Below are 19,743 nucleotides of genomic sequence, written 5' to 3'. Positions count from 1 at the left end.
GGAGAATGACGGGATTTTTTTTTATCCGATGGCTTCTTCACCTAGTGATCGCTCTTCACCATCTAACGATCGTCCGCTTTCTTTTCTGAGCTCTTTTTGTAGTAGGTCTTCGCTCGCCTTGACTCCAGCTTATGTTCGACGATCGGGGCCGGATAGTCTCTCCCGATGACCACCCCCAGGTGCTCCTGCTCTTTCTCTGGTATCTTCCAGGGCTCGTGAAGGTACTTGGTGGGCAGGTCCGCGAGCTCAGGTACAAATCTGCGGATGTAGGTGCCCTGTGGATCGTGCTTTTTACCCTGGCTCACGGGGTTGAAAATTCTGAAGTAAGGCTGGGCATCGGCTCCTGTTGAAGCCGCCCACTGCCAACCACCGTTGTTCAGCGCCACGTTGGCATCGTATAGATGTTTGAAGAAATGGGCTTCTCCTTCCCGCCAATGGATGTGCAGATCTTTCGTCAGAAAACTGGCCACCACCATTCGCAGGCGGTTGTGCATGTAGCCCTCCTCCAGCAACTGCCGCATCCCCGCATCGACGAAAGGATATCCCGTCCGTCCAGTTTTCCAGGCTTCGAACAGTTTCTCATCCTCCCACCAATGTACATCACCGTAACGGTCGTTGAAGGCCGACCCTTTGACGTGGGGAAAATGATAGAGCACCATCAAATAGAAATCACGCCAGGCGATCTGGCGCCGGTAGGCCTCGCTTTGTCCATGGTCCGCAAGAACGCGCAGGGGGGAGAGGTAGCCTGTCGCGAGCAGGGCGGAAGCATGGCTGGTCGCCTCCTCACTAGGCTCATCGCGACCCGAGGCATACATCCCGGCATCGAAGCGGTGGTAGGTATCCAGGAGTGCATCTACCACCTTTACCTCCACAGGTGGTAGCCGGTCGCTCGATAAGTCATCGATCAGTTCGAGATCTTCGACCGTCCCCTTGGCCAGAAATGGATCGTAGGCCCGCCACTGGTTGTAGTAGTAGGTGAACACCTTATAGGGTGTTCCCGCACCGGTGAAGATTCGGTCGACGTCCACCACCATCTGGTTCATGATCTCTTGTATCGGAAGGCCGGTGGCACCCAGCGCCTGCCTTCGGTCGGGATCGAGCACGCGCTGGGTGATAATCCGATCGTAAGCAGCCCCTAGATTTCTGAGGATCTCTGCGGTGTCACCCACCCGTACCGCCAGCTTGTCACCCACACGACGCCTGAGGCGCTCGAGGATCTCGATCCGCAGGTGCCAGGCGGGACTTCCCTCGAGGTGCTCCCCCGGATCCAGTATGTAGAGCAGTTGAACAGGATCCCCTTTTTGGACCAGTGCCTCCAGGATCTCATTGTCTTCAAATCGCAGGTCATCATGCATCAGGTACAGGGTCTTCATCGTGATCATCTCCTCCCTCTCACTTGTACCCCAAAACAAGAACAAAACCGCCTTCGGCGGCAATAAATCAAAACCTACACGGTGATTAGACTATTCATTTAGTCTATGGGTACCATAAGCCCATTGCACTTGACACACAGTGCTGTAGGTTTCCCCTTTTCATCGCAGTTTTCTGGTGTAGACATTTCGTAGACGATATCTGCATCGATTCCTTCTTCATAGCCACAACGTTTGCATCGAAACTGAACATGCTCAACTGGTGCATCTGCTCCGAATGGGATGGTGTATTCTCGTTCATCCATTTCTCTTCACTCCTCGATGGTATAGTAAGACAATTCTCTGTTACATCATAAATCAATCCATACTTCGGATGCCATATCTCCCATAATTCCATCACATGCTTACATTTCTTACAACGCATCGGATCTTTTGAAAAGTTTTGAATGAGTCTTTGGCGATAACTCATTTTCGATGCTCTTTTATTCCACCAGCTTTTGTTTGTATAATAGGTCCGCTGGTAGCCACTTTTGATATATTGCTGTAAACCATACATCCTTTTCCTCGTCAAAGCAGTTCTACCTGAATAGATTCCATAGCGCCTGACTAACTTCTGATTTTTCATTGGGATATGTTGAACGAGTTTGCCCATGAATGTATGGATGCTTTCTGTGACCTCTTCTCGTTTTTCGCTCTTATGATCAATATACCAATACCTGATTTCTCTCTCAGTGACCCCCATGATGCGGTGTTCTGCCATGGCTGGTCGTGCCAAGTAGCGCCCAATATACTGGGCGCTCTTCTTGGCACTTTTCATTTTCCCCTCTGCATAAACATAAAATCCGTCTTTGTATCGTTTGAAATAGCCACTGTACTCTCGACTTTTATGGGGATTTTTCTTGATCATGTATTGGATAAGCTTATATTGCCAGATCTTTCGAAAACTCGTGTAGTTGAAATAGTTCAGTTCACCTATTTCTTCGCCTTTCATCTTTATCTCTGGGATCAATGCATGTACATGTGGATTGTATTTTAAATCACGACCAAAGGTATGAACCACGCTGATCATACCAGTTTGCCACAGTAAACCTTTTTGCTTACGTCGTTTTCTTCTGTCATATGCTTCGCGATTTTTTCCATTCACCCTGTTGATGGTTTCCTCAACGACTTCCCACGCCAAGACTTGCAAATCCTTTAAGCAGTCCTTGTTATAGAAAAAGTGCGCTCTGAATTCCTCAGGTATGGTGAATACACAATGGCGATGGATCACATCTAGCAGTTTAGACTGCTGCCTATCGCTCCATTCATCACTATATCTCTTTCCACAACTATTACAAAACCTACTTTTACAGGTGAATCCAATTATCTTTTCTTCGGCGCAATGGGTACACTTATATTTGATATACCCTCCTTTTGGATCTCCACATTCGATCATCTTCTTCACTTGAGATTGAATCTGCTCTCGTTGCGACTCTGGAAACTTATGGGCATTTTCTTTCCAGAAGTCTGCAAAGTGATCCCTGAAGATATCTTTTATTCTGTATTTGGCATCAACAGTTGTTTTCATAGTATCAGTTTATCTTTCCTCTCTACTGATGCCAACTACTTATTCTCATTTCATCCACATCTCTTTGCGCATGCTATTTCCTAAGCTAGAACAAAACCGCCTTCGGCGGCAATAAATCAAAACCTACACGGTGATTAGACTATTCATTTAGTCTATGGGTACCATAAGCCCATTGCACTTGACACACAGTGCAGTGGGTTTCCCCTTTTCATCGCAGTTTTCTGGTGTAGACATTTCGTAGACGATATCTGCATCGATTCCTTCTTCATAGCCACAACGTTTGCATCGAAACTGAACATACTCAACTGGTGCATCTGCTCCGAATGGGATGGTGTATTCTCGTTCATCCATTTCTCTTCACTCCTCGATGGTATAGTAAGACAATTCTCTGTTACATCATAAATCAATCCATACTTCGGATGCCATATCTCCCATAATTCCATCACATGCTTACATTTCTTACAACGCATCGGATCTTTTGAAAAGTTTTGAATGAGTCTTTGGCGATAACTCATTTTCGATGCTCTTTTATTCCACCAGCTTTTGTTTGTATAATAGGTCCGCTGGTAGCCACTTTTGATATATTGCTGTAAACCATACATCCTTTTCCTCGTCAAAGCAGTTCTACCTGAATAGATTCCATAGCGCCTGACTAACTTCTGATTTTTCATTGGGATATGTTGAACGAGTTTGCCCATGAATGTATGGATGCTTTCTGTGACCTCTTCTCGTTTTTCGCTCTTATGATCAATATACCAATACCTGATTTCTCTCTCAGTGACCCCCATGATGCGGTGTTCTGCCATGGCTGGTCGTGCCAAGTAGCGCCCAATATACTGGGCGCTCTTCTTGGCACTTTTCATTTTCCCCTCTGCATAAACATAAAATCCGTCTTTGTATCGTTTGAAATAGCCACTGTACTCTCGACTTTTATGGGGATTTTTCTTGATCATGTATTGGATAAGCTTATATTGCCAGATCTTTCGAAAACTCGTGTAGTTGAAATAGTTCAGTTCACCTATTTCATCGCCTTTCATCTTTATCTCTGGGATCAATGCATGTACATGTGGATTGTATTTTAAATCACGACCAAAGGTATGAACCACGCTGATCATACCAGTTTGCCACAGTAAACCTTTTTGCTTACGTCGTTTTCTTCTGTCATATGCTTCGCGATTTTTTCCATTCACCCTGTTGATGGTTTCCTCAACGACTTCCCACGCCAAGACTTGCAAATCCTTTAAGCAGTCCTTGTTATAGAAAAAGTGCGCTCTGAATTCCTCAGGTATGGTGAATACACAATGGCGATGGATCACATCTAGCAGTTTAGACTGCTGCCTATCGCTCCATTCATCACTATATCTCTTTCCACAACTATTACAAAACCTACTTTTACAGGTGAATCCAATTATCTTTTCTTCGGCGCAATGGGTACACTTATATTTGATATACCCTCCTTTTGGATCTCCACATTCGATCATCTTCTTCACTTGAGATTGAATCTGCTCTCGTTGCGACTCTGGAAACTTATGGGCATTTTCTTTCCAGAAGTCTGCAAAGTGATCCCTGAAGATATCTTTTATTCTGTATTTGGCATCAACAGTTGTTTTCATAGTATCAGTTTATCTTTCCTCTCTACTGATGCCAACTACTTATTCTCATTTCATCCACATCTCTTTGCGCATGCTATTTCCTAAGCTATAAAAAAGAAGCAGATGCGATGCATCTGCTTCTTTAGAGATTCTTTTTGGTCTAGTACTCCATGTTGGCCATGCGTACGTAGCCTTCATAACGCTCACGCGCTTCCTTCTCAGCCTTCGCGAAGAGTTCTTCTGCGAGTTCTGGGAACTGGTTCATGAGTGTGGTGTAACGAACCTCACCTTCGAGGAAGGCGCGGAAGTCAGCTGTAGGCTCTTTTGAATCCAGTACGAAAGGATTCTTGCCTTCTTCTCCCAGGCGTGGATCAAAACGCCAGAGGTGCCAGTAACCGGCCTCGACTGCTTCCTTCGTGCGGTTTTGCGTCGTGCCCATGCCCGTCTTGATCCCGTGTGCGATACAAGGCGAGTAAGCGATGAGCAGCGATGGACCATCGTAGCTCTCGGCTTCGATAAGGGCCTTCATGAATTGGTTCTTGTTAGAGCCCATGCCCACCTGAGCAGCGTAGATGTAACCGTAGGTGGTGGCGATCATACCGAGGTCCTTCTTCTTCACCTTCTTACCGGAAGCAGCGAACTTAGCCACTGCAGCGGTAGGTGTGGCCTTGGAAGACTGACCGCCTGTGTTCGAGTAAACTTCGGTATCGAAGACCAGTACGTTCACATCTTCGCCAGAAGCGAGGACGTGGTCGAGGCCACCGTAACCGATATCATATGCCCAACCGTCTCCACCGACAATCCAGATGGATTTCTTGATCAGGTAATCTTTCTTGTCTTTGATCTCTTCGAGCGCTGCCTTCACATCGGCAGGCACTTCTTTATCGAGATGACGGAGGAGTTCAACCGTTGCATCCTTGGATGCCTTGGCATCGTCACAGCTCTCGATCCAACCCTGGAGGGCGTTCTTGAGGTCTGCGTCGATGTCCGCTTTTACAAGTGTCTCTGCAGCCGAAACGACCTGCTTGCGGATCGTGTTCACACCGAGGGCCATACCGAAACCGTACTCAGCGTTGTCCTCGAAGAGCGAGTTCGCCCATGCGGGACCTTTGCCCTTGCGGTTGACAGTGTAAGGTGTCGATGGCGCCGAGCCACCCCAAATGGAGGAACAACCTGTCGCGTTGGCGATGATCATGCGATCGCCGTAGAGCTGTGTGACTGCCTTCATGTAAGGCGTCTCACCACAACCTGCACACGCGCCGGAGAATTCGAACAGAGGCTGTGCAAACTGGCTACCCTTCACTGTCGTGAGCGGCATCAGATCATCCTTCACCGGTAACTCGATGAGGTAATTCCAGTTGGGAACTTCCTTCTCCACCTGCGTGTCGAGGGGCTCCATCACGAGCGCTTTGTTCTTGGCAGGACAGATATCGGCACAGTTACCGCAACCTGTACAGTCAAGCGTCGTCACCTGGATCTTGTACGTGTAGTCCTCGAGGCCTTTACCCATGGCCTTGAGCGTTTCCATGCCCTCGGGCTTGTTCGCTTCTTCTTCTGCATCGAGAAGGAAAGGACGAATGGCCGCGTGCGGGCAGACAAAGGAACACTGGTTACACTGGATGCAGTTCTCTGCAATCCACTCGGGAACGTTCACGGCGATACCGCGCTTCTCGTACGCAGCGGAACCGTTCTCGAAGGTACCATCTTCAGCGCCTACGAACGTAGACACGGGCAGATCGTCACCCTTTTGAGCGTTTACAGGTGCCAAGATGTTCTTAACGAAATCCGGAACATCCTTCTCAGCCGCAGCATCTTCGACTGTCGCATCTTTCCAAGAAGCTGGCACATCGATCTTCACGAGCTTCTCAACGCCCATGTCGACGGCCTGCTTGTTCATGTCGACGATCTTCTGACCTTTTCTACCGTAAGTCTTTTCGATCGCATCCTTCAAGTAAGCCAAGGCTTCATCCACAGGGATCACGTCGGCGAGCTTGAAGAAGGCTGCCTGCATCACCATGTTGATTCGGTTTCCGAGACCAATTTCCTCGGCTACGTCTGTTGCGTTGATCGTGTAGAAGTTGATGTCGTTCTCAGCAATGTACTGCTTGAGAGATCCTGGAAGGTTTTCTTCCACTTCTTTTTCATCCCACTTACAGTTGAGGACGAAAGTGCCGCCTTTTTTGAGACCCTTGAGCAGGTCGTACTGGTTCACGTAAGCCTGGTTATGACAAGCTACGTAATCCGCTTCATCGATCAGGTAGGTCGAACGGATGGGCTTGTCACCGAAACGCAGGTGAGAGATCGTTACGCCGCCGGACTTCTTCGAATCATACGAGAAATAGCCTTGAGCGTAGAGATCCGTGTTATCACCGATGATCTTGATGGCGTTCTTGTTGGCTCCCACTGTACCGTCGGAACCGAGACCCCAGAACTTGCAACGCTTTGTACCCTTTGACTCCGTTACGATCTTTTCTTCTACGGGGAGAGAAAGGTTCGTCACGTCATCGTTGATACCGATCGTGAAGTTGTTCTTCGGTGCATCGCTCTTGAGGTTATCGAAAACAGCCTTGATCTGGCTAGGGGTCGTGTCCTTGGAACCGAGACCGTAACGTCCGCCTACGATCGTGGGCTTGTCGTCTTTCTCGTAGAAAATCGTGCGGATGTCCTGGTAGAGAGGCTCGCCTGCGCTACCCGGCTCTTTCGTGCGGTCGAGTACTGCGATCTTCTTCACGCTCTCGGGGAGCACATCGAAGAAGTACTCAGGGCAGAAGGGTCTGTAGAGACGCACTTTGATCAGGCCGACTTTCTCGCCCTTCTCATTCAAGTAGTCTACCGTCTCTTCGATCGTCTCGATCACAGAACCCATGGCGATGATCACGTTCTCGGCATCGGGTGCGCCGTAGTAGTTGAAAGGCTTGTAATCGCGACCTGTGATCTTGGAAATTTCCTTCATGTAGTCGTATACCATCGCCGGTAACTTATCGTAGAATACGTTGGAGGACTCACGGGCCTGGAAGAAAATGTCCGGGTTCTGAGCGGTTCCGCGTGTTACGGGATGCTCTGGGTTGAGAGATCGGCTTCTGAACGCCTTCACTTCTTCGAAGTCAACTAACTTGGCGAACTCATCGTAGTCGATCAGTTCCACTTTGCTCACTTCGTGTGATGTTCTGAAACCATCGAAGAAGTGTACGAAAGGTACACGTGATTTGATGGCCGCAAGGTGAGCGATACCACCGAGATCGATGACTTCCTGAACAGAACCGGAAGCCAAGAAAGCAAAGCCCGTCTGACGCGCGGCCATGACATCGGAGTGGTCACCGAAGATCGACAGGGCGTGTGAAGCTACTGCACGTGCACTCACGTGGAATACACCGGGAAGGAGCTCGCCGGCGATCTTGTACATATTCGGGATCATCAGGAGCAGACCCTGTGAAGCCGTAAAAGTAGTGGTCAGTGCTCCGGACTGAAGTGAACCGTGAACAGCACCTGAAGCGCCCCCCTCAGACTGCAGCTCAGATACGTGCACGGATTGCCCGAAGATATTCTTCTTCTCATGAGCCGCCCATTCATCGACCAACTCGGCCATCGGTGAAGATGGTGTGATCGGGTAAATGGCAGCCACATCCGTAAAGGCATAAGAAACGTATGCGGCGGCGGTATTACCGTCCATCGTTTTAAAGACTTTCTTACCCATTAATGTGCCTCCTTACTAAACTTTTCTACTAAATGGTCACCTACAGTACAAGTATAGTATACAATATACATCACTGTCAATTGATTATCAAAGCGCGGTCCCATCGATTCTGCGAAAGAATGAAAACGTTTACAAGACTTTTGTTAGCGTGCCATTTTTCGTTGAAAAGACCCGGGCCGATCGCGCGTTAGAAATGCCAGGGATCGGGTAAATAACCAAGGGAGAGGGTGACGAATTTCCTTTGTCTTCCTTCCGTCTATCCTTTATACTGAAGGTACACGTACATAAAAAGAAGAAGAAAAATGAGGTGATCTGCATTGAATAACCGTATTCCCATCACCGATCAGATCCATTGGATCGGTGTCAATGACCGCGAGACGCATCGTTTCGAGAATTTCTGGCCACTGGAGGAGGGCGTTTCCTACAACTCCTACATTATTAATGACGAGAAAGTGGCGCTCATCGACACGGTCAAGTTCAACAAGACCCAGGAGTATCTTGAGAAGATCAAGGAGGTCATTGGCGATCGACCCGTCGACTACCTGATCGTCAACCACATGGAGCCGGATCACTCGAGCTCTATGGCAGCCGTCATCCGAGAGTATCCTGATGTGAAGATCGTCGGCAATAAGAAGACCTTTGGCTTTATCGAAGGCTTCTACGGTATCACCGAGAATTTTTACGAGATCAAAGAGGGCGATGAGATCGAACTGGGCAACCACACCCTTCAGTTCTACCTCACACCTATGATCCACTGGCCCGAGACCATGATGACCTACGAAAAAAGCCAGGGGGTTCTCTTCAGTATGGATGCCTTCGGTGGTTTCGGCGCCCTTGACGGTGGCCTCTTCGATGACGAGGTCAACCTAGAGTTCTACGAGAACGAGATCCGCCGCTACTATTCGAATATCGTGGGCAAGTACTCCATGATGGTTCAGAAGCAGCTCAAGCGTCTGGCCGACCTCGAGATCAACGTGATCTGCTCCACCCACGGTCCTGTGTGGCGCACGTGCCCGGAGACCATTGTCAATTACTATGAAAAGTGGAGTCGCTTCGAAGCGGAAGAGGGCGTGGTCATCGTTTACGGGACCATGTACGGAAATACCGCCAAGATGGCAGACTATCTGGCTCGCGTGATCGCCAGGAACGGTGTGAAGAACGTCCGCGTTTTCGACGCCTCGAAGACCCATATGTCCTACATCATCTCTGAAATCTGGCGTTTCAAAGGTGTGGTGCTCGGATCCTGTGCTTACAACAGCCATATCTTCCCTGCTATGGAGGCCATCCTCAACAAGCTGTCGAACTCCGGACTGAAGAATCGCTACGTTAGCGTCTTCGGTAACAAGTCCTGGTCCGGCGGTGGCGTGAAAGCGATCGATGCCTTTGTAGAGGAGATCAAGTGGGATCGCATCGGTGAGAGCATCGAGGCCACCTACTCTCCCAAGGATGAGGACTTTGAGAAACTCCAGGAGCTGGGCGAAGCCATCGCGGCCAAGGTCAAGAGCAATCCAAAATAATTGAAAAATATGTAAAGAATATCCCCCTGATTCTAGGGGGATTTCCTTTTTTATGGTATACTGTGGAAAAGGAGGAATGGTAATGATTTCCAATTTGCAACTTGAAGAACTCACCCGTTGGCTTCATATCATCGGCATTGTCACCATCGCAGGCGGGGCCCTACAGGCGATACCAGGTTTTTTCGCCATGGGAATCGGTGCGCTCCCCGGGCTTCTGGCGGTCTACATCGGCACGCGGCTTTTCGCAGCCAGGGACAAGGGACGTGAAATGCTGGCCACAGGCAACACCAGCCCCGCCCTACTCGGCGATCTCTTCGGGTCCCTGGCCCTCTACTTCAAGCTCCAAGCAGTTCTCCTGGCCGTCGGCGCTACGGCCGGCCTCATCGGTCTCATCTCGTTGGCCCTGACCACACGCCATTTGTGGGCCTATTTACTGTAAACGATTGACACCATCCCCTGCGGGTATAACAATCATCAGGAGGTGTCCACATGTTCGAAAGAGAAAATCTACAAGACCTGATCCGATGGACGAATATCGTCGGGATCTTTACCATCGTCGGCGGTGCGCTGCAGGCGATTCCCGGCCTCTTTGCCTTTGGGGTCGGCGCGATCCCCGGGCTGATTTCCATCTATCTTGGTACGCGGCTGCTTCGCGCCAGAGATCGGGCCAAGGACCTCTTGGTCTCCGATGTATCGGATGCCCAGGTCCTCAACGAGTTCGTATCCTCGCTCACCACCTACTTCAAGGTGCAGGGGATTCTCATCATCATTGGGATCATCGCGGCCATTATCGGCGCGATCATCTTCATGACGATGGCCGGTCAGATGATGTCGGCCATCTACTAGGTAAGGAGAAGGCCAGGAACCGATCGCTTCGGTTCCTGGCCTTTTGCTCTTTATTTTGCATCGGGTATACGGAGAACGCGCAGGGCGTTGAGGATCGCGATGAGGGCCACGCCCACATCGGCGAAGACAGCCGCCCACATACCGACGAGCCCCAGCGCACCGAGTGCCAGCACAATCCCTTTCACTCCCAGGGCGAAAACAATATTCTGGACCACCACATGGCGGGTACCCCTGGCGATATCCAGAGCCGTCACCAGCCGGGTCGGATTATCTTCCATCAGGACGATATCCGCCGCTTCGATGGCCGCATCAGAACCGAGTCCACCCATGGCGATACCGATATCCGCACGGGCCAGAACCGGTGCGTCGTTGATGCCATCACCCACGAAGGCCATGCGCTGCCCCTTCTGAAGGTTCCTCTGTCGCTGTTCGAAATGTGTGACCTTATCCTGGGGGAGGAGTTCGGCTTCGAAATCATCGAGACCTAGGGTCGAGGCCACAGCCATCGCCTTCTCTTTGCCATCACCAGTGAGCATGGCGGTAAAGATGCCTCGTTTTCTAATCCCGGCGATGGCCTCCGTAGCTTCGCTCCGCACGCGGTCGCCCAGGAGCAGGTACCCGAGATAGGTAGTCCCCCGGGCCAGGTGCACGATGGTCTCGCCACGAGAAGGGGACGGTACCTCAATGCCCACCTCGGCGAGGAGGGCGGCACTACCCAAACGGTAGTCTCCCCAGACGACACCACGCCCGGATCGTTCCTCCAGCTCGCCCTCGGGTGAGGATTTCACCTGTGTTTTGGCATGCTGCAGGATCGAGGTGGCAATCGGATGGGAAGAATGGGCTTCTAGAGCTGCCGCGAGGGCGACCAACTCTTCTTCTGTCATAGCAGGTGAGGCCGGCACGACCTCTAGGACTTCAAACTTCCCTTCCGTCAGCGTTCCCGTCTTATCGAAAATGATTGCCGACACCTCGTTGAGCGCCTCTAGGTAGTTCCCACCCTTGATCAGGATCCCGGACTTTGAAGCGCGTCCGATCCCTGCGAAGAATCCGAGGGGAATCGACACCACCAACGCACAGGGGCAACTGATCACGAGAAAGACGAGGGCTCGATAGAGCCATGTGGAAAAGGTCGCCCCGGGGATCAGCAAGGGGGGAAACGTGGCAAGCAGGGCGGCACCGAAAACCACAGCCGGCGTATAGTAGCGGGCAAACTTCGTAATGAACTGTTCGGTCTTCGCCTTCTTCGACGTCGCCTCTTCCACCAGGTGAAGGATTTTGTTCACGGTGGACTCGGCAAAAGGCGTGGTCACCTCGAGGGTCAACAGACCCGACTGGTTGATGCTCCCGCTCAGTACCCGGTCGCCCGTCACCACACGCCTCGGTCTGGACTCACCGGTGAGCGCAGAGGTCTCCACAAAAGAGTTCCCCGCCTTCACCAGCCCGTCGAGGGGGATCCGCTCGCCCGGTCGCACGAGAATCAGATTGCCGACGGCCACCTCTTCTGGCGCCACTACCTTCTCCTGCCCACCCTCTAGGCGTCGCGCCTTGTCGGGGCGGATGGCGAGAAGACTCTTCACAGCGCCGCGGGAATGGTTCACGGCGAGGTCCTGCATCATTTCGCCAGCCTCATAGAACAACATCACCGCCACGGCCTCGGGATATTCAGCGATGGCAAAGGCACCAAAAGTGGCCAGCACCATGAGGAAATTCTCATCGAACAGCTGTCCGCGCTTGATGTTCCCCGCGGCTTTCCGGAGCACCTGTTGTCCGGCCAAAAGATAGGCCACAACGTAAAGGGCCAACCAGCCGGTCCAAAGGGCTGCACCGAAAAAGATCAGGCCGGCGACAAAACCTGAGGCGCGCTTGCGATCGAGCTGCTGCCACCAGGAAGTGGCCGGTGCGCTTTCCTCTGCCTCTACGGCCTCGAGACGCACATCTGGTTCGATACTGGTGACGATCTGGCGGACCTTCGTCTCACGTTCTTCCGTCAGCACACCGTGGACCTCCAGGATCAACCGACCCCGGGAGAAATCCACGGTAGCTCCCGCCAGAAATGCTTCCTGCGCCAGGGCCCTTTCGATTTTGGCCGCACAGTTGGCGCAGACGATGCCCACGATGGCAAATCGTTCCACACGGACATCCGCCGGCCGTACGACCACATGCGGTTCATAACTGTGGACGACATCTGTCACTGCCTCGACATGGACCGGATCTGCGCCTTCAATTTCCACCGCAAGGGTTTTTGTCATCATGTTCAGGCTCACCGATCGGTATCGGGGGTCTTTTTTCAGTTGGTTTTCAATCTTGACCGCGCAGTTCGCGCAGTCCAGTCCCTCTAAAGTCCAAGTTTGCGTTTGACCCATGGGTCGGCTACCTCCTCATATGAATAGTTGCTCATCTGTTAATATGATAACCCGTTTCCCGATGAAAGTCAAAAAAAAGTAGTGCCCGCGGGCACTACTTTGATCATGCGTCGATTACTTTCCTGCGGCGGTCCGGATAGATTCCTGATGACGGGGATCAGGTCTGCCATCGAAGTGTCGGGTGCTGCCCAAAAAGTGCAGGTCCGTCACACCGTCCTGGCCGTTGTTCTTGATCTTATCCATATTGTAACCGGTGCCGTAGTTATCACTGCGGTTCTTCACCCATGCACCTTCCGGTTGGTGATCCAGGCCGGCGTGCGGTGCGTTGTTCAATGAGGCGGCGATCACACGACCCTTCACGTGAACGAGCACGGGACGCCGCTCCCAGCTGAATCCACCCCAAAGATCGTTCATGATCTCAGCGTCTCTCAATGTGGTCGCTTCGCAGTCGGCGTGATTCGTTCCATAGGTCCTGGTCAGTTGGAAGGTGATGCCCGTTTCGAAATCCTCCACGAGGAAGGTATCGCCACGACTGATCAACTTGCCATCGACCTGAGACCACCAGTTGAGCGCTTCTCCGTAAACGGTTCCCTCAGTTCTCGTCGTACCACGGGAGACGGTCTGGCCATCGTAAGAAATGACGCCTTCGGCGGATAATCGCGAGAAGGTGGCCGATCCGACAACACCATCCACGGTCAAAGCTCTGGTTCTTTGGTAGAAGCGGATGGCTTCGGTCAGGGCTTCATCGTAAAGCGGGGTCGGGCTCTCTTGTCTCGGGTACAGTCTGAGGGACATCATGGCCTTTTTGAGTGTCACAATGTCATTGTCCCTCGTTCCCGGATAGAGGACCTGGCCTCGATCGGCGATGCTGAGCACAACGACCGGTTCTGTGGCGTCTGCAGTGGATGCAACGTTTTTCATCTGACTTTTGAGAATCTCAAGCGTCTGTGGCCCGGCGACACCATCCACGGCCAAACCGTGGTCTGCTTGGAACTGCTTCACAGCGGCAGCCGTCACTGGTCCATAATAGTTGTTCGTGCGTCCATAAGTCTGGTATCCTTGGTCTGCGAGGACCTCTTTCAGAGGTGCGACCTCATCGGCGATCGTTCCGATCCGTAGCGTCTGCCCGTAGGCAATTCCCGTTACGAGCGTTAGGACCACAAGTGCCATTCCTGTGAATCGAAGACTCTTTTTCATATGCTCTCCTTGCTGTCGTTTATGTTTTTATGTCAACCAATTCGGATTATACACGAAAAAGGGATAAGACGCAAATGTCTTATCCCAAACTATTTTATCGGTTCAAATGAAAGGGCACGGTCGGATGATTCGGATACTCCATCACTTTGCCTTCCCACGTTCGGATTACAACATGATCGCTCGCACGTGAGATCAGATACGTTGGGAGGATCGGTGTCTTGCCGAGGCCGTTGGGTGCGTTGATGATGTAGGTTGGAATGGCCATCCCCGAGGTGTAGCCGCGCAGGTATTCCATGATCTCAATGCCATCGTCCACGCTTGTGTTGAAATGGGTCGTACCCTTCACGTGCTTGGCGTGGAAGATATAATAGGGCCGCACGCGGATCTTCAGCAGCTCGTGGTTCAACACGCGCATCACGTACTTGTCGTTGTTGATTCCGTTGAGCAGCACAGCCTGGTTCCCCATGGGGATACCTGCGAAGGCCAGACGATCGGCCGCACGTTTGACTTCTTCCGTGATCTCCTGCGGGTGATTGAAGTGCGTGTTGATGTAGATCGGTTTGATCTCCGAGAACTCCTTGAGCATCTCGATCAGTTCCGGTGTGATCCGCTGTGGCAGGGTGACCAGCGTTCTCGATCCGATGCGAATGTAATCGAGGTGCTCGATCGCCGTCAGCTCTGTGAGGATATGACGAAGGCGCTCATCCGTCAAGGTGAGTGGATCCCCACCGGTGAGCAGCACGTCTCGAATCTCGGGATTCTCTTTGATGTAAGCGATCGACTGATCGATGAGCGATACATTCGTTGGCTCGTCGGATCCGCCGATCTTCCGGCGACGCTGACAGTGACGGCAGTACATCGCACACTCGTTCGTGGTGTAGATGATCAGGCGGTCGGGGTAACGCCGCGTGATGCTCCCGGCGGGATTCGTAAACTCTTCCGCCATGGGATCGAGCTCGCCCTCGGTGTCCAACATCTCGTCGATGATGGGCACGGCCAACAGTCGCACGGGATCATAGGCATCCTGCGGATCGATCAGGCTGAGGTAGTAAGGGGAAATCGCCCATCGGTACTCTTTACCGATCTCTGCAATCTCTTTCTTCTCCTTGTCCGTCAGCTCGATGATCTGCGACAGCGTCTCCACGTCGCGGACGCGGTTCTTGAGCTGCCATCTGTAGTCCATCCAGTCCTCTTCTGTTCCGCCCAAAAGCGCAAGGATCTTGGCCTTCTGTTCGTCGAACATGTCCTGCATCTTGCGTCCCTGTGGGATCGTGTCCCTGATCTCCAGAAATTCTGTGATGCGTCCCTTTAGTTCTTCAGCCCGCTCGAGGGCCCTCTCTCGTTTTTCATTCATGTTCATCACCCCTTCTTAAATTTGGTCAAAAAGATGAACGGCTTCCGCCGTTATTGGTATTATTTGTAAGCATCGGGCGAAAAATCACCGGCTCGTCTGTGACACCGGTGTGACGCAACTGAAATTTGTCATTGCACCCGGAAAAAATTGATACTCCGCCAGACAATTATACCATAAAGTGAAGTCATATTCAAAATATGTTTTCAATTTGAAAGGACCTTGGGTGCGGTCGTTGTATTTTCATAAGTTGGGCCCCCTAGGACCCTGTTTAGCCACCCGTACTTTTGGATATCTTAAGAACAAGCATAAAAAGAAAAGGGGCTGATGCAATAGTGAGCATTTCATTTCTCAAACAGAAGGTCATGCGACGCGTGCTCTACGCGCTCGCACCCGTCCTTTTGACCGGTATCTACTACTTCGGATGGCGTGTCCTGGCCGTCGTCCTCACCGCAATCGTCTTCGGCGTGGCCACCGAATGGGTGTTCAAACGAAAGAGCGGGGGCAAGGTGACCGAGGCGGTGCTGGTGACAGCCGTGCTTTACGCCTTAACCCTACCACCGCGCACACCACTGTGGGTCGTGGCCGTCGGGATCATCTTCGGTGTGACCTTCGGCAAGGAAGTCTTCGGCGGATTCGGGCGAAACGTCTTTAATCCCGCCCTGGTCGGTCGCGCTTTTGTCTATGTCTCTTTCGCCAAGTACCTAACGGCCCAGTGGTCGGCACCGGCCTCGGGTTTTCCCGGAGGTTTTGCCCGGTTTACCACAGAGCCCATCGATGTGCTCTCTTCCTCGACGCCGATGCTTATCTTCCGTGACAGTGGTGTGACCACAGCCTACGCCGATCTGTTTCTCGGAAAAATCTCCGGTTCGATCGGAGAGACCAGCGCCCTGGTCATTCTGCTGGCGGGCCTTTACCTCCTTTACACGAAAACGGCAGCAAGGGAAACGGTTCTGAGCGTTTTCGCCGGTTTCCTGGCCCTATCCGTACCGCTTTATTACGCCGGCGTATCCGCCGTGCCGGACCCACTCTTCGGTCTTCTGTCGGGCGGCCTCTTCTTCGGAGCCTTCTTCATGGCGACCGATCCCATCAGTTCGCCCAAGACCAAAACCGGACGCGTTCTCTACGGACTTCTCATCGGAATGGTCACGGTCATCATCCGTGCCTTCGCCCTCTTCCCCGGTGCCATTATGTTCGCCGTGCTCATCGGCAATACCTTTGCACCGATCATCGATGAAGGGGTCAAGGCCACCAAGGCCGCCAGAAAAGCGCGGCAGGAGGTGAGGGCGGATGCCTAAGAAGAAACAGGTACTCTACCCCGTCTTCTTCATGGTCCTTCTGACGGCCGTCTTCACCCTGGCCCTGGCCGTGCTCAACGACGTGACGGCAGACAGGATCGCCCGTCTGGCCCGCGTTGCCAACCAACGTAGCATCCTCTACGTCTTCGAGATCGACGCACCGGAAAGCGATGCTGAGGTTCCGGAGGTCTACAACAGCCATATCACAGAGGATGAGGTCGGCGGGGTCCCCCTCTTCACCTATAGAGAAAATGGCGAGGTCCAGGGACATGCCTTCGAAATCAAAGGGCCCGGCCTCTGGGGTACCATCACGTCTTACGTGGCCGTGGATGAGGAGTTTGAAGAATTGCTCGGCGTCGACTTCATCAGCCATTCCGAAACCCCAGGTCTTGGCGGTCGGATCGATGAACAGTGGTTCAAAGATCAGTTCCGTGGCATCGAGATCCAGCCTAGTGACGAGAGCGTGGTCTTTCGTCCCGAAGTCGGTGGGAACGTGGACGCCATCAGTGGGGCCACTTCCACGTCGAAGGCCGTGCGGACCATCTTGAACGATCGAATCTCTATGCTCTACCAGCTGACGGAAGGAGGAGAGTCCCTTTGAAGAAGAAAGAAATTAGGAAGCTCTTCACCCTCGGCCTATGGAAGGATAACGCGATCTTCCGTCAGATCCTGGGGATCTGTTCCGCCTTGGCCGTCACGAACCTCCTGATCAATTCCCTGGTCATGGGCCTGAGCCTGATGTTCGTCACGGCCTTCAGTGAGCTGACCGTTTCCCTGTTGAGAAAGCACACGCCCAAACACATCCGTATGATGGTCCAGACCCTGATCATTTCAGCCTACGTCATCATGGTCGACATCTTCCTCAAGGCCTACTGGCCGGCTATGTCAGCGGCCCTGGGCCCCTACGTGGGCCTGATTATCACCAACTGCATCATCATGGGACGATGCGAGGCCTACGCCCAGAAGAACAAACCCCTGCCCGCCTTCTTCGACGGCTTGGCCTCGGGACTCGGCTATGCCGTCGTCCTGCTCGTCATCGCCTTCTTCAGAGAGCTGCTCGGCTTCGGGTCGCTCTTCGGCGTCAACGTGCTCGGCGCCAACTGGGTTTCCTGGACCCTCATGATCATGCCCCCCGGCGCCTTCTTCATGCTGGGTATCGTGATCTGGGTTTCCCGCAATCTGTTTCCCGATGAAACCACCAAGGGAGGTGCCAACGCCTGATGGAAATTAGTCCTTTCATTATATTCTTCGCAGCTATCTTCACCAACAACATGATCCTGTCGAACTTCCTCGGCATGTGTTCCTTCTTGGCCGTCTCAAGTGAGATCAAAACCTCTCTGAGCCTAGGACAGGCGGTGACCTTCGTCCTCGCCTTCACGACCCTGCTCAACTACTTGGTCTATCACTATCTGCTGGTTCCCCTGGGCGTGGAGTACCTCCGCTACATTGTCTTTATCATCGTCATAGCCGCCTTCGTGCAGCTCGTGGAAATGATCATCGATCGATACTTCCCCACGCTCTACTATGCACTGGGGATCTTTCTCCCGCTCATCACCGTGAACTGCGCCATTTTGGGTGTGAGTTTGTTCATGGTGATCCGCGACTACTCGCTCCTGCAATCGCTGGCCTTTGGCATTGGATCCGGTCTCGGCTGGATGCTAGCCATCGTCACCCTCGCCGGTATCCGCCAGCGTATCAAGAATAATCCGCTCCCTAAAGGCCTCGAGGGCCCAGGTATCACCCTGATCATCACGGGGATCATGGCCCTGGCCTTCATCGGTTTTTCCGGCATCGTGCAAATCCAATAGGAGGTGAGGGAATTGAACGAAATATTCACGACCGTCGCAGCCCTCTCCGGAATATCGGGTACCCTGGCCCTTCTGCTCTCCGTGGCCAATCGCACCATCGCGAACTACGGCGAGAAACAGATTCTCATCAACAACGATAAAGAAATCACCGTGGAGGGTGGCGACACGCTACTCTCCGCACTCACCACAGAAGAGATTTTCATCCCCTCCGCCTGTGGTGGCAAAGGAAGCTGTGGCTACTGTAAGGTCAAGGTCCTCGAAGGTGGTGGTGAGATTCTCCCCACCGAAATCGGATACGTAACAGAAGAAGAACGAGCCGAGGGCATCCGTCTTTCCTGCCAGTGCAAGGTGAAGGAAGACCTCGCCATCGAGATCCCCGAGGAACTCTTCAACGTCAAGCAATACGACTACCGCGTCGCTTTTTCCAAGGACGTTACCGATAAGATCAAACACCTTCGACTCGAACTACCGGAGGAGGCCCGCATCAATTTCAAACCGGGCCAATATGTGCAGATCCTGGTCCCCGAGTACGACGATCAGGATGAAGAGATCTACCGCGCCTATTCCATCGCCTCATCGCCAACGGACGACCGGGCCGTGGAACTCTACGTCGGCTACACCGGTGGTATCGCAACGACCTACGTACACAAGCACCTTCAAGAGGGGGATGCCCTCTCCGTCGTGGGTCCCTTCGGCGATTTCTTCTACCGCGAGGGCGACCGGGAGATGATACTCGTCGCCATCGGGACGGGCCTTGCGCCCATCATGAGCATCCTGCAGTACATGGCGGAGAACAATATCGACCGCAAGGCCACCTTCTACTTCGGTGCCCGGACGAGACCGGATCTCTATGAGATGGAAAAACTGGAATCTATTCAGGAAAAACTCCCCAACCTCACCTATCGCTTCTGCCTCTCACGCCCCACCGAATCCTGCGACTGGTCCGGCGACGAGGGGCGCGTGACGGATCTGATCGAGAAATACCTCGAGGAGGGAGCCGACAAGGATGCCTACCTCTGTGGCTCACCCCTCATGATTGACGCGGTCATCCCACTCCTCAAAGAGAAGGGTGTACCGGAGGATAGGATTTTTTACGATAGTTTCGATTGATGGACCCTTTGAGGGGTCCTTCTTTTTTGG

The 19,743-nt window shown here is 52.5% G+C and carries 15 protein-coding genes; 8 read left to right on the top strand and 7 right to left on the bottom strand.

The window, feature by feature from the left end:
* Nucleotides 1–62: 62 nt before the first annotated feature.
* The 4 genes from ACULM0_RS09735 to nifJ form a co-directional block, all read right to left on the bottom strand.
* Nucleotides 63–1,373 (bottom strand): cryptochrome/photolyase family protein, encoded by a 1,311-nt coding sequence (locus ACULM0_RS09735; RefSeq protein ID WP_463677356.1) that lies wholly within the window; start codon nucleotides 1,371–1,373, stop codon nucleotides 63–65.
* 103 nt (nucleotides 1,374–1,476) lie between these two features.
* Nucleotides 1,477–2,937: an IS91 family transposase gene (locus tag ACULM0_RS09730; RefSeq protein ID WP_463677355.1), complete on the bottom strand. Its 1,461-nt coding sequence runs from the start codon at nucleotides 2,935–2,937 to the stop codon at nucleotides 1,477–1,479.
* 152 nt (nucleotides 2,938–3,089) lie between these two features.
* Nucleotides 3,090–4,550, bottom strand: coding sequence for an IS91 family transposase (locus ACULM0_RS09725; RefSeq protein ID WP_463677354.1), 1,461 nt, complete (start codon nucleotides 4,548–4,550; stop codon nucleotides 3,090–3,092).
* Nucleotides 4,551–4,689: 139 nt separating this feature from the next.
* A complete protein-coding gene (gene nifJ / locus ACULM0_RS09720; protein WP_463677353.1) occupies nucleotides 4,690–8,223 on the bottom strand; it encodes a pyruvate:ferredoxin (flavodoxin) oxidoreductase in 3,534 nt (1,177 codons plus the stop codon).
* Nucleotides 8,224–8,540: 317 nt separating this feature from the next.
* On the opposite strand from nifJ, the gene ACULM0_RS09715 reads away from it, so the two are divergent.
* From ACULM0_RS09715 to ACULM0_RS09705, 3 genes are all read left to right on the top strand, one after another.
* A complete protein-coding gene (locus tag ACULM0_RS09715; RefSeq protein WP_463677352.1) occupies nucleotides 8,541–9,740 on the top strand; it encodes an FprA family A-type flavoprotein in 1,200 nt (399 codons plus the stop codon).
* Between the two features lie 82 nt (nucleotides 9,741–9,822).
* Complete coding sequence (locus ACULM0_RS09710) at nucleotides 9,823–10,179, top strand: DUF5362 family protein (RefSeq protein ID WP_463677351.1); 357 nt, start codon at nucleotides 9,823–9,825, stop codon at nucleotides 10,177–10,179.
* Between the two features lie 50 nt (nucleotides 10,180–10,229).
* The gene (locus ACULM0_RS09705) at nucleotides 10,230–10,586 is read left to right on the top strand and encodes a DUF5362 family protein (protein WP_463677350.1); all 357 of its coding nucleotides are present in this window, start codon (nucleotides 10,230–10,232) and stop codon (nucleotides 10,584–10,586) included.
* A gap of 50 nt (nucleotides 10,587–10,636) precedes the next feature.
* Here the strand turns inward: ACULM0_RS09705 and ACULM0_RS09700 are convergent, their stop codons facing one another.
* The 3 genes from ACULM0_RS09700 to eam form a co-directional block, all read right to left on the bottom strand.
* Complete coding sequence (locus ACULM0_RS09700; RefSeq protein WP_463677349.1) at nucleotides 10,637–12,949, bottom strand: heavy metal translocating P-type ATPase; 2,313 nt, start codon at nucleotides 12,947–12,949, stop codon at nucleotides 10,637–10,639.
* 114 nt (nucleotides 12,950–13,063) lie between these two features.
* The gene (locus ACULM0_RS09695; RefSeq protein WP_463677348.1) at nucleotides 13,064–14,146 is read right to left on the bottom strand and encodes a peptidoglycan-binding domain-containing protein; all 1,083 of its coding nucleotides are present in this window, start codon (nucleotides 14,144–14,146) and stop codon (nucleotides 13,064–13,066) included.
* Between the two features lie 94 nt (nucleotides 14,147–14,240).
* Nucleotides 14,241–15,500: a glutamate 2,3-aminomutase gene (gene eam, locus ACULM0_RS09690; protein WP_463677347.1), complete on the bottom strand. Its 1,260-nt coding sequence runs from the start codon at nucleotides 15,498–15,500 to the stop codon at nucleotides 14,241–14,243.
* A 332-nt stretch (nucleotides 15,501–15,832) separates the two neighbouring features.
* Between eam and ACULM0_RS09685 the strand changes: the two genes are divergently transcribed.
* Genes ACULM0_RS09685 through ACULM0_RS09665 form a run of 5 tightly spaced genes read left to right on the top strand, consistent with a single transcriptional unit; the run spans nucleotide 15,833 to nucleotide 19,713 of the window.
* Nucleotides 15,833–16,795, top strand: coding sequence for an RnfABCDGE type electron transport complex subunit D (locus ACULM0_RS09685; protein ID WP_463677346.1), 963 nt, complete (start codon nucleotides 15,833–15,835; stop codon nucleotides 16,793–16,795).
* Entirely contained in the window at nucleotides 16,788–17,396 is a 609-nt protein-coding gene (locus ACULM0_RS09680) for an FMN-binding protein (RefSeq protein ID WP_463677345.1), read from the top strand. Before ACULM0_RS09685 ends, ACULM0_RS09680 begins: the two co-directional genes overlap by 8 nt.
* Nucleotides 17,393–18,016, top strand: coding sequence for an NADH:ubiquinone reductase (Na(+)-transporting) subunit D (locus ACULM0_RS09675; RefSeq protein WP_463677344.1), 624 nt, complete (start codon nucleotides 17,393–17,395; stop codon nucleotides 18,014–18,016). Before ACULM0_RS09680 ends, ACULM0_RS09675 begins: the two co-directional genes overlap by 4 nt.
* Nucleotides 18,016–18,603 (top strand): Rnf-Nqr domain containing protein, encoded by a 588-nt coding sequence (locus ACULM0_RS09670; protein ID WP_463677343.1) that lies wholly within the window; start codon nucleotides 18,016–18,018, stop codon nucleotides 18,601–18,603. Before ACULM0_RS09675 ends, ACULM0_RS09670 begins: the two co-directional genes overlap by 1 nt.
* A 12-nt stretch (nucleotides 18,604–18,615) precedes the next feature.
* The gene (locus tag ACULM0_RS09665) at nucleotides 18,616–19,713 is read left to right on the top strand and encodes a 2Fe-2S iron-sulfur cluster-binding protein (protein WP_463677342.1); all 1,098 of its coding nucleotides are present in this window, start codon (nucleotides 18,616–18,618) and stop codon (nucleotides 19,711–19,713) included.
* Nucleotides 19,714–19,743: the final 30 nt, after the last annotated feature.

Source organism: Halotolerantifilum yawarlongkerapense, assembly GCF_054506745.1.
The sequence above is the reverse complement of the archived record's forward strand: the minus strand, read 5'-3'. Positions and strand labels throughout refer to the sequence as shown.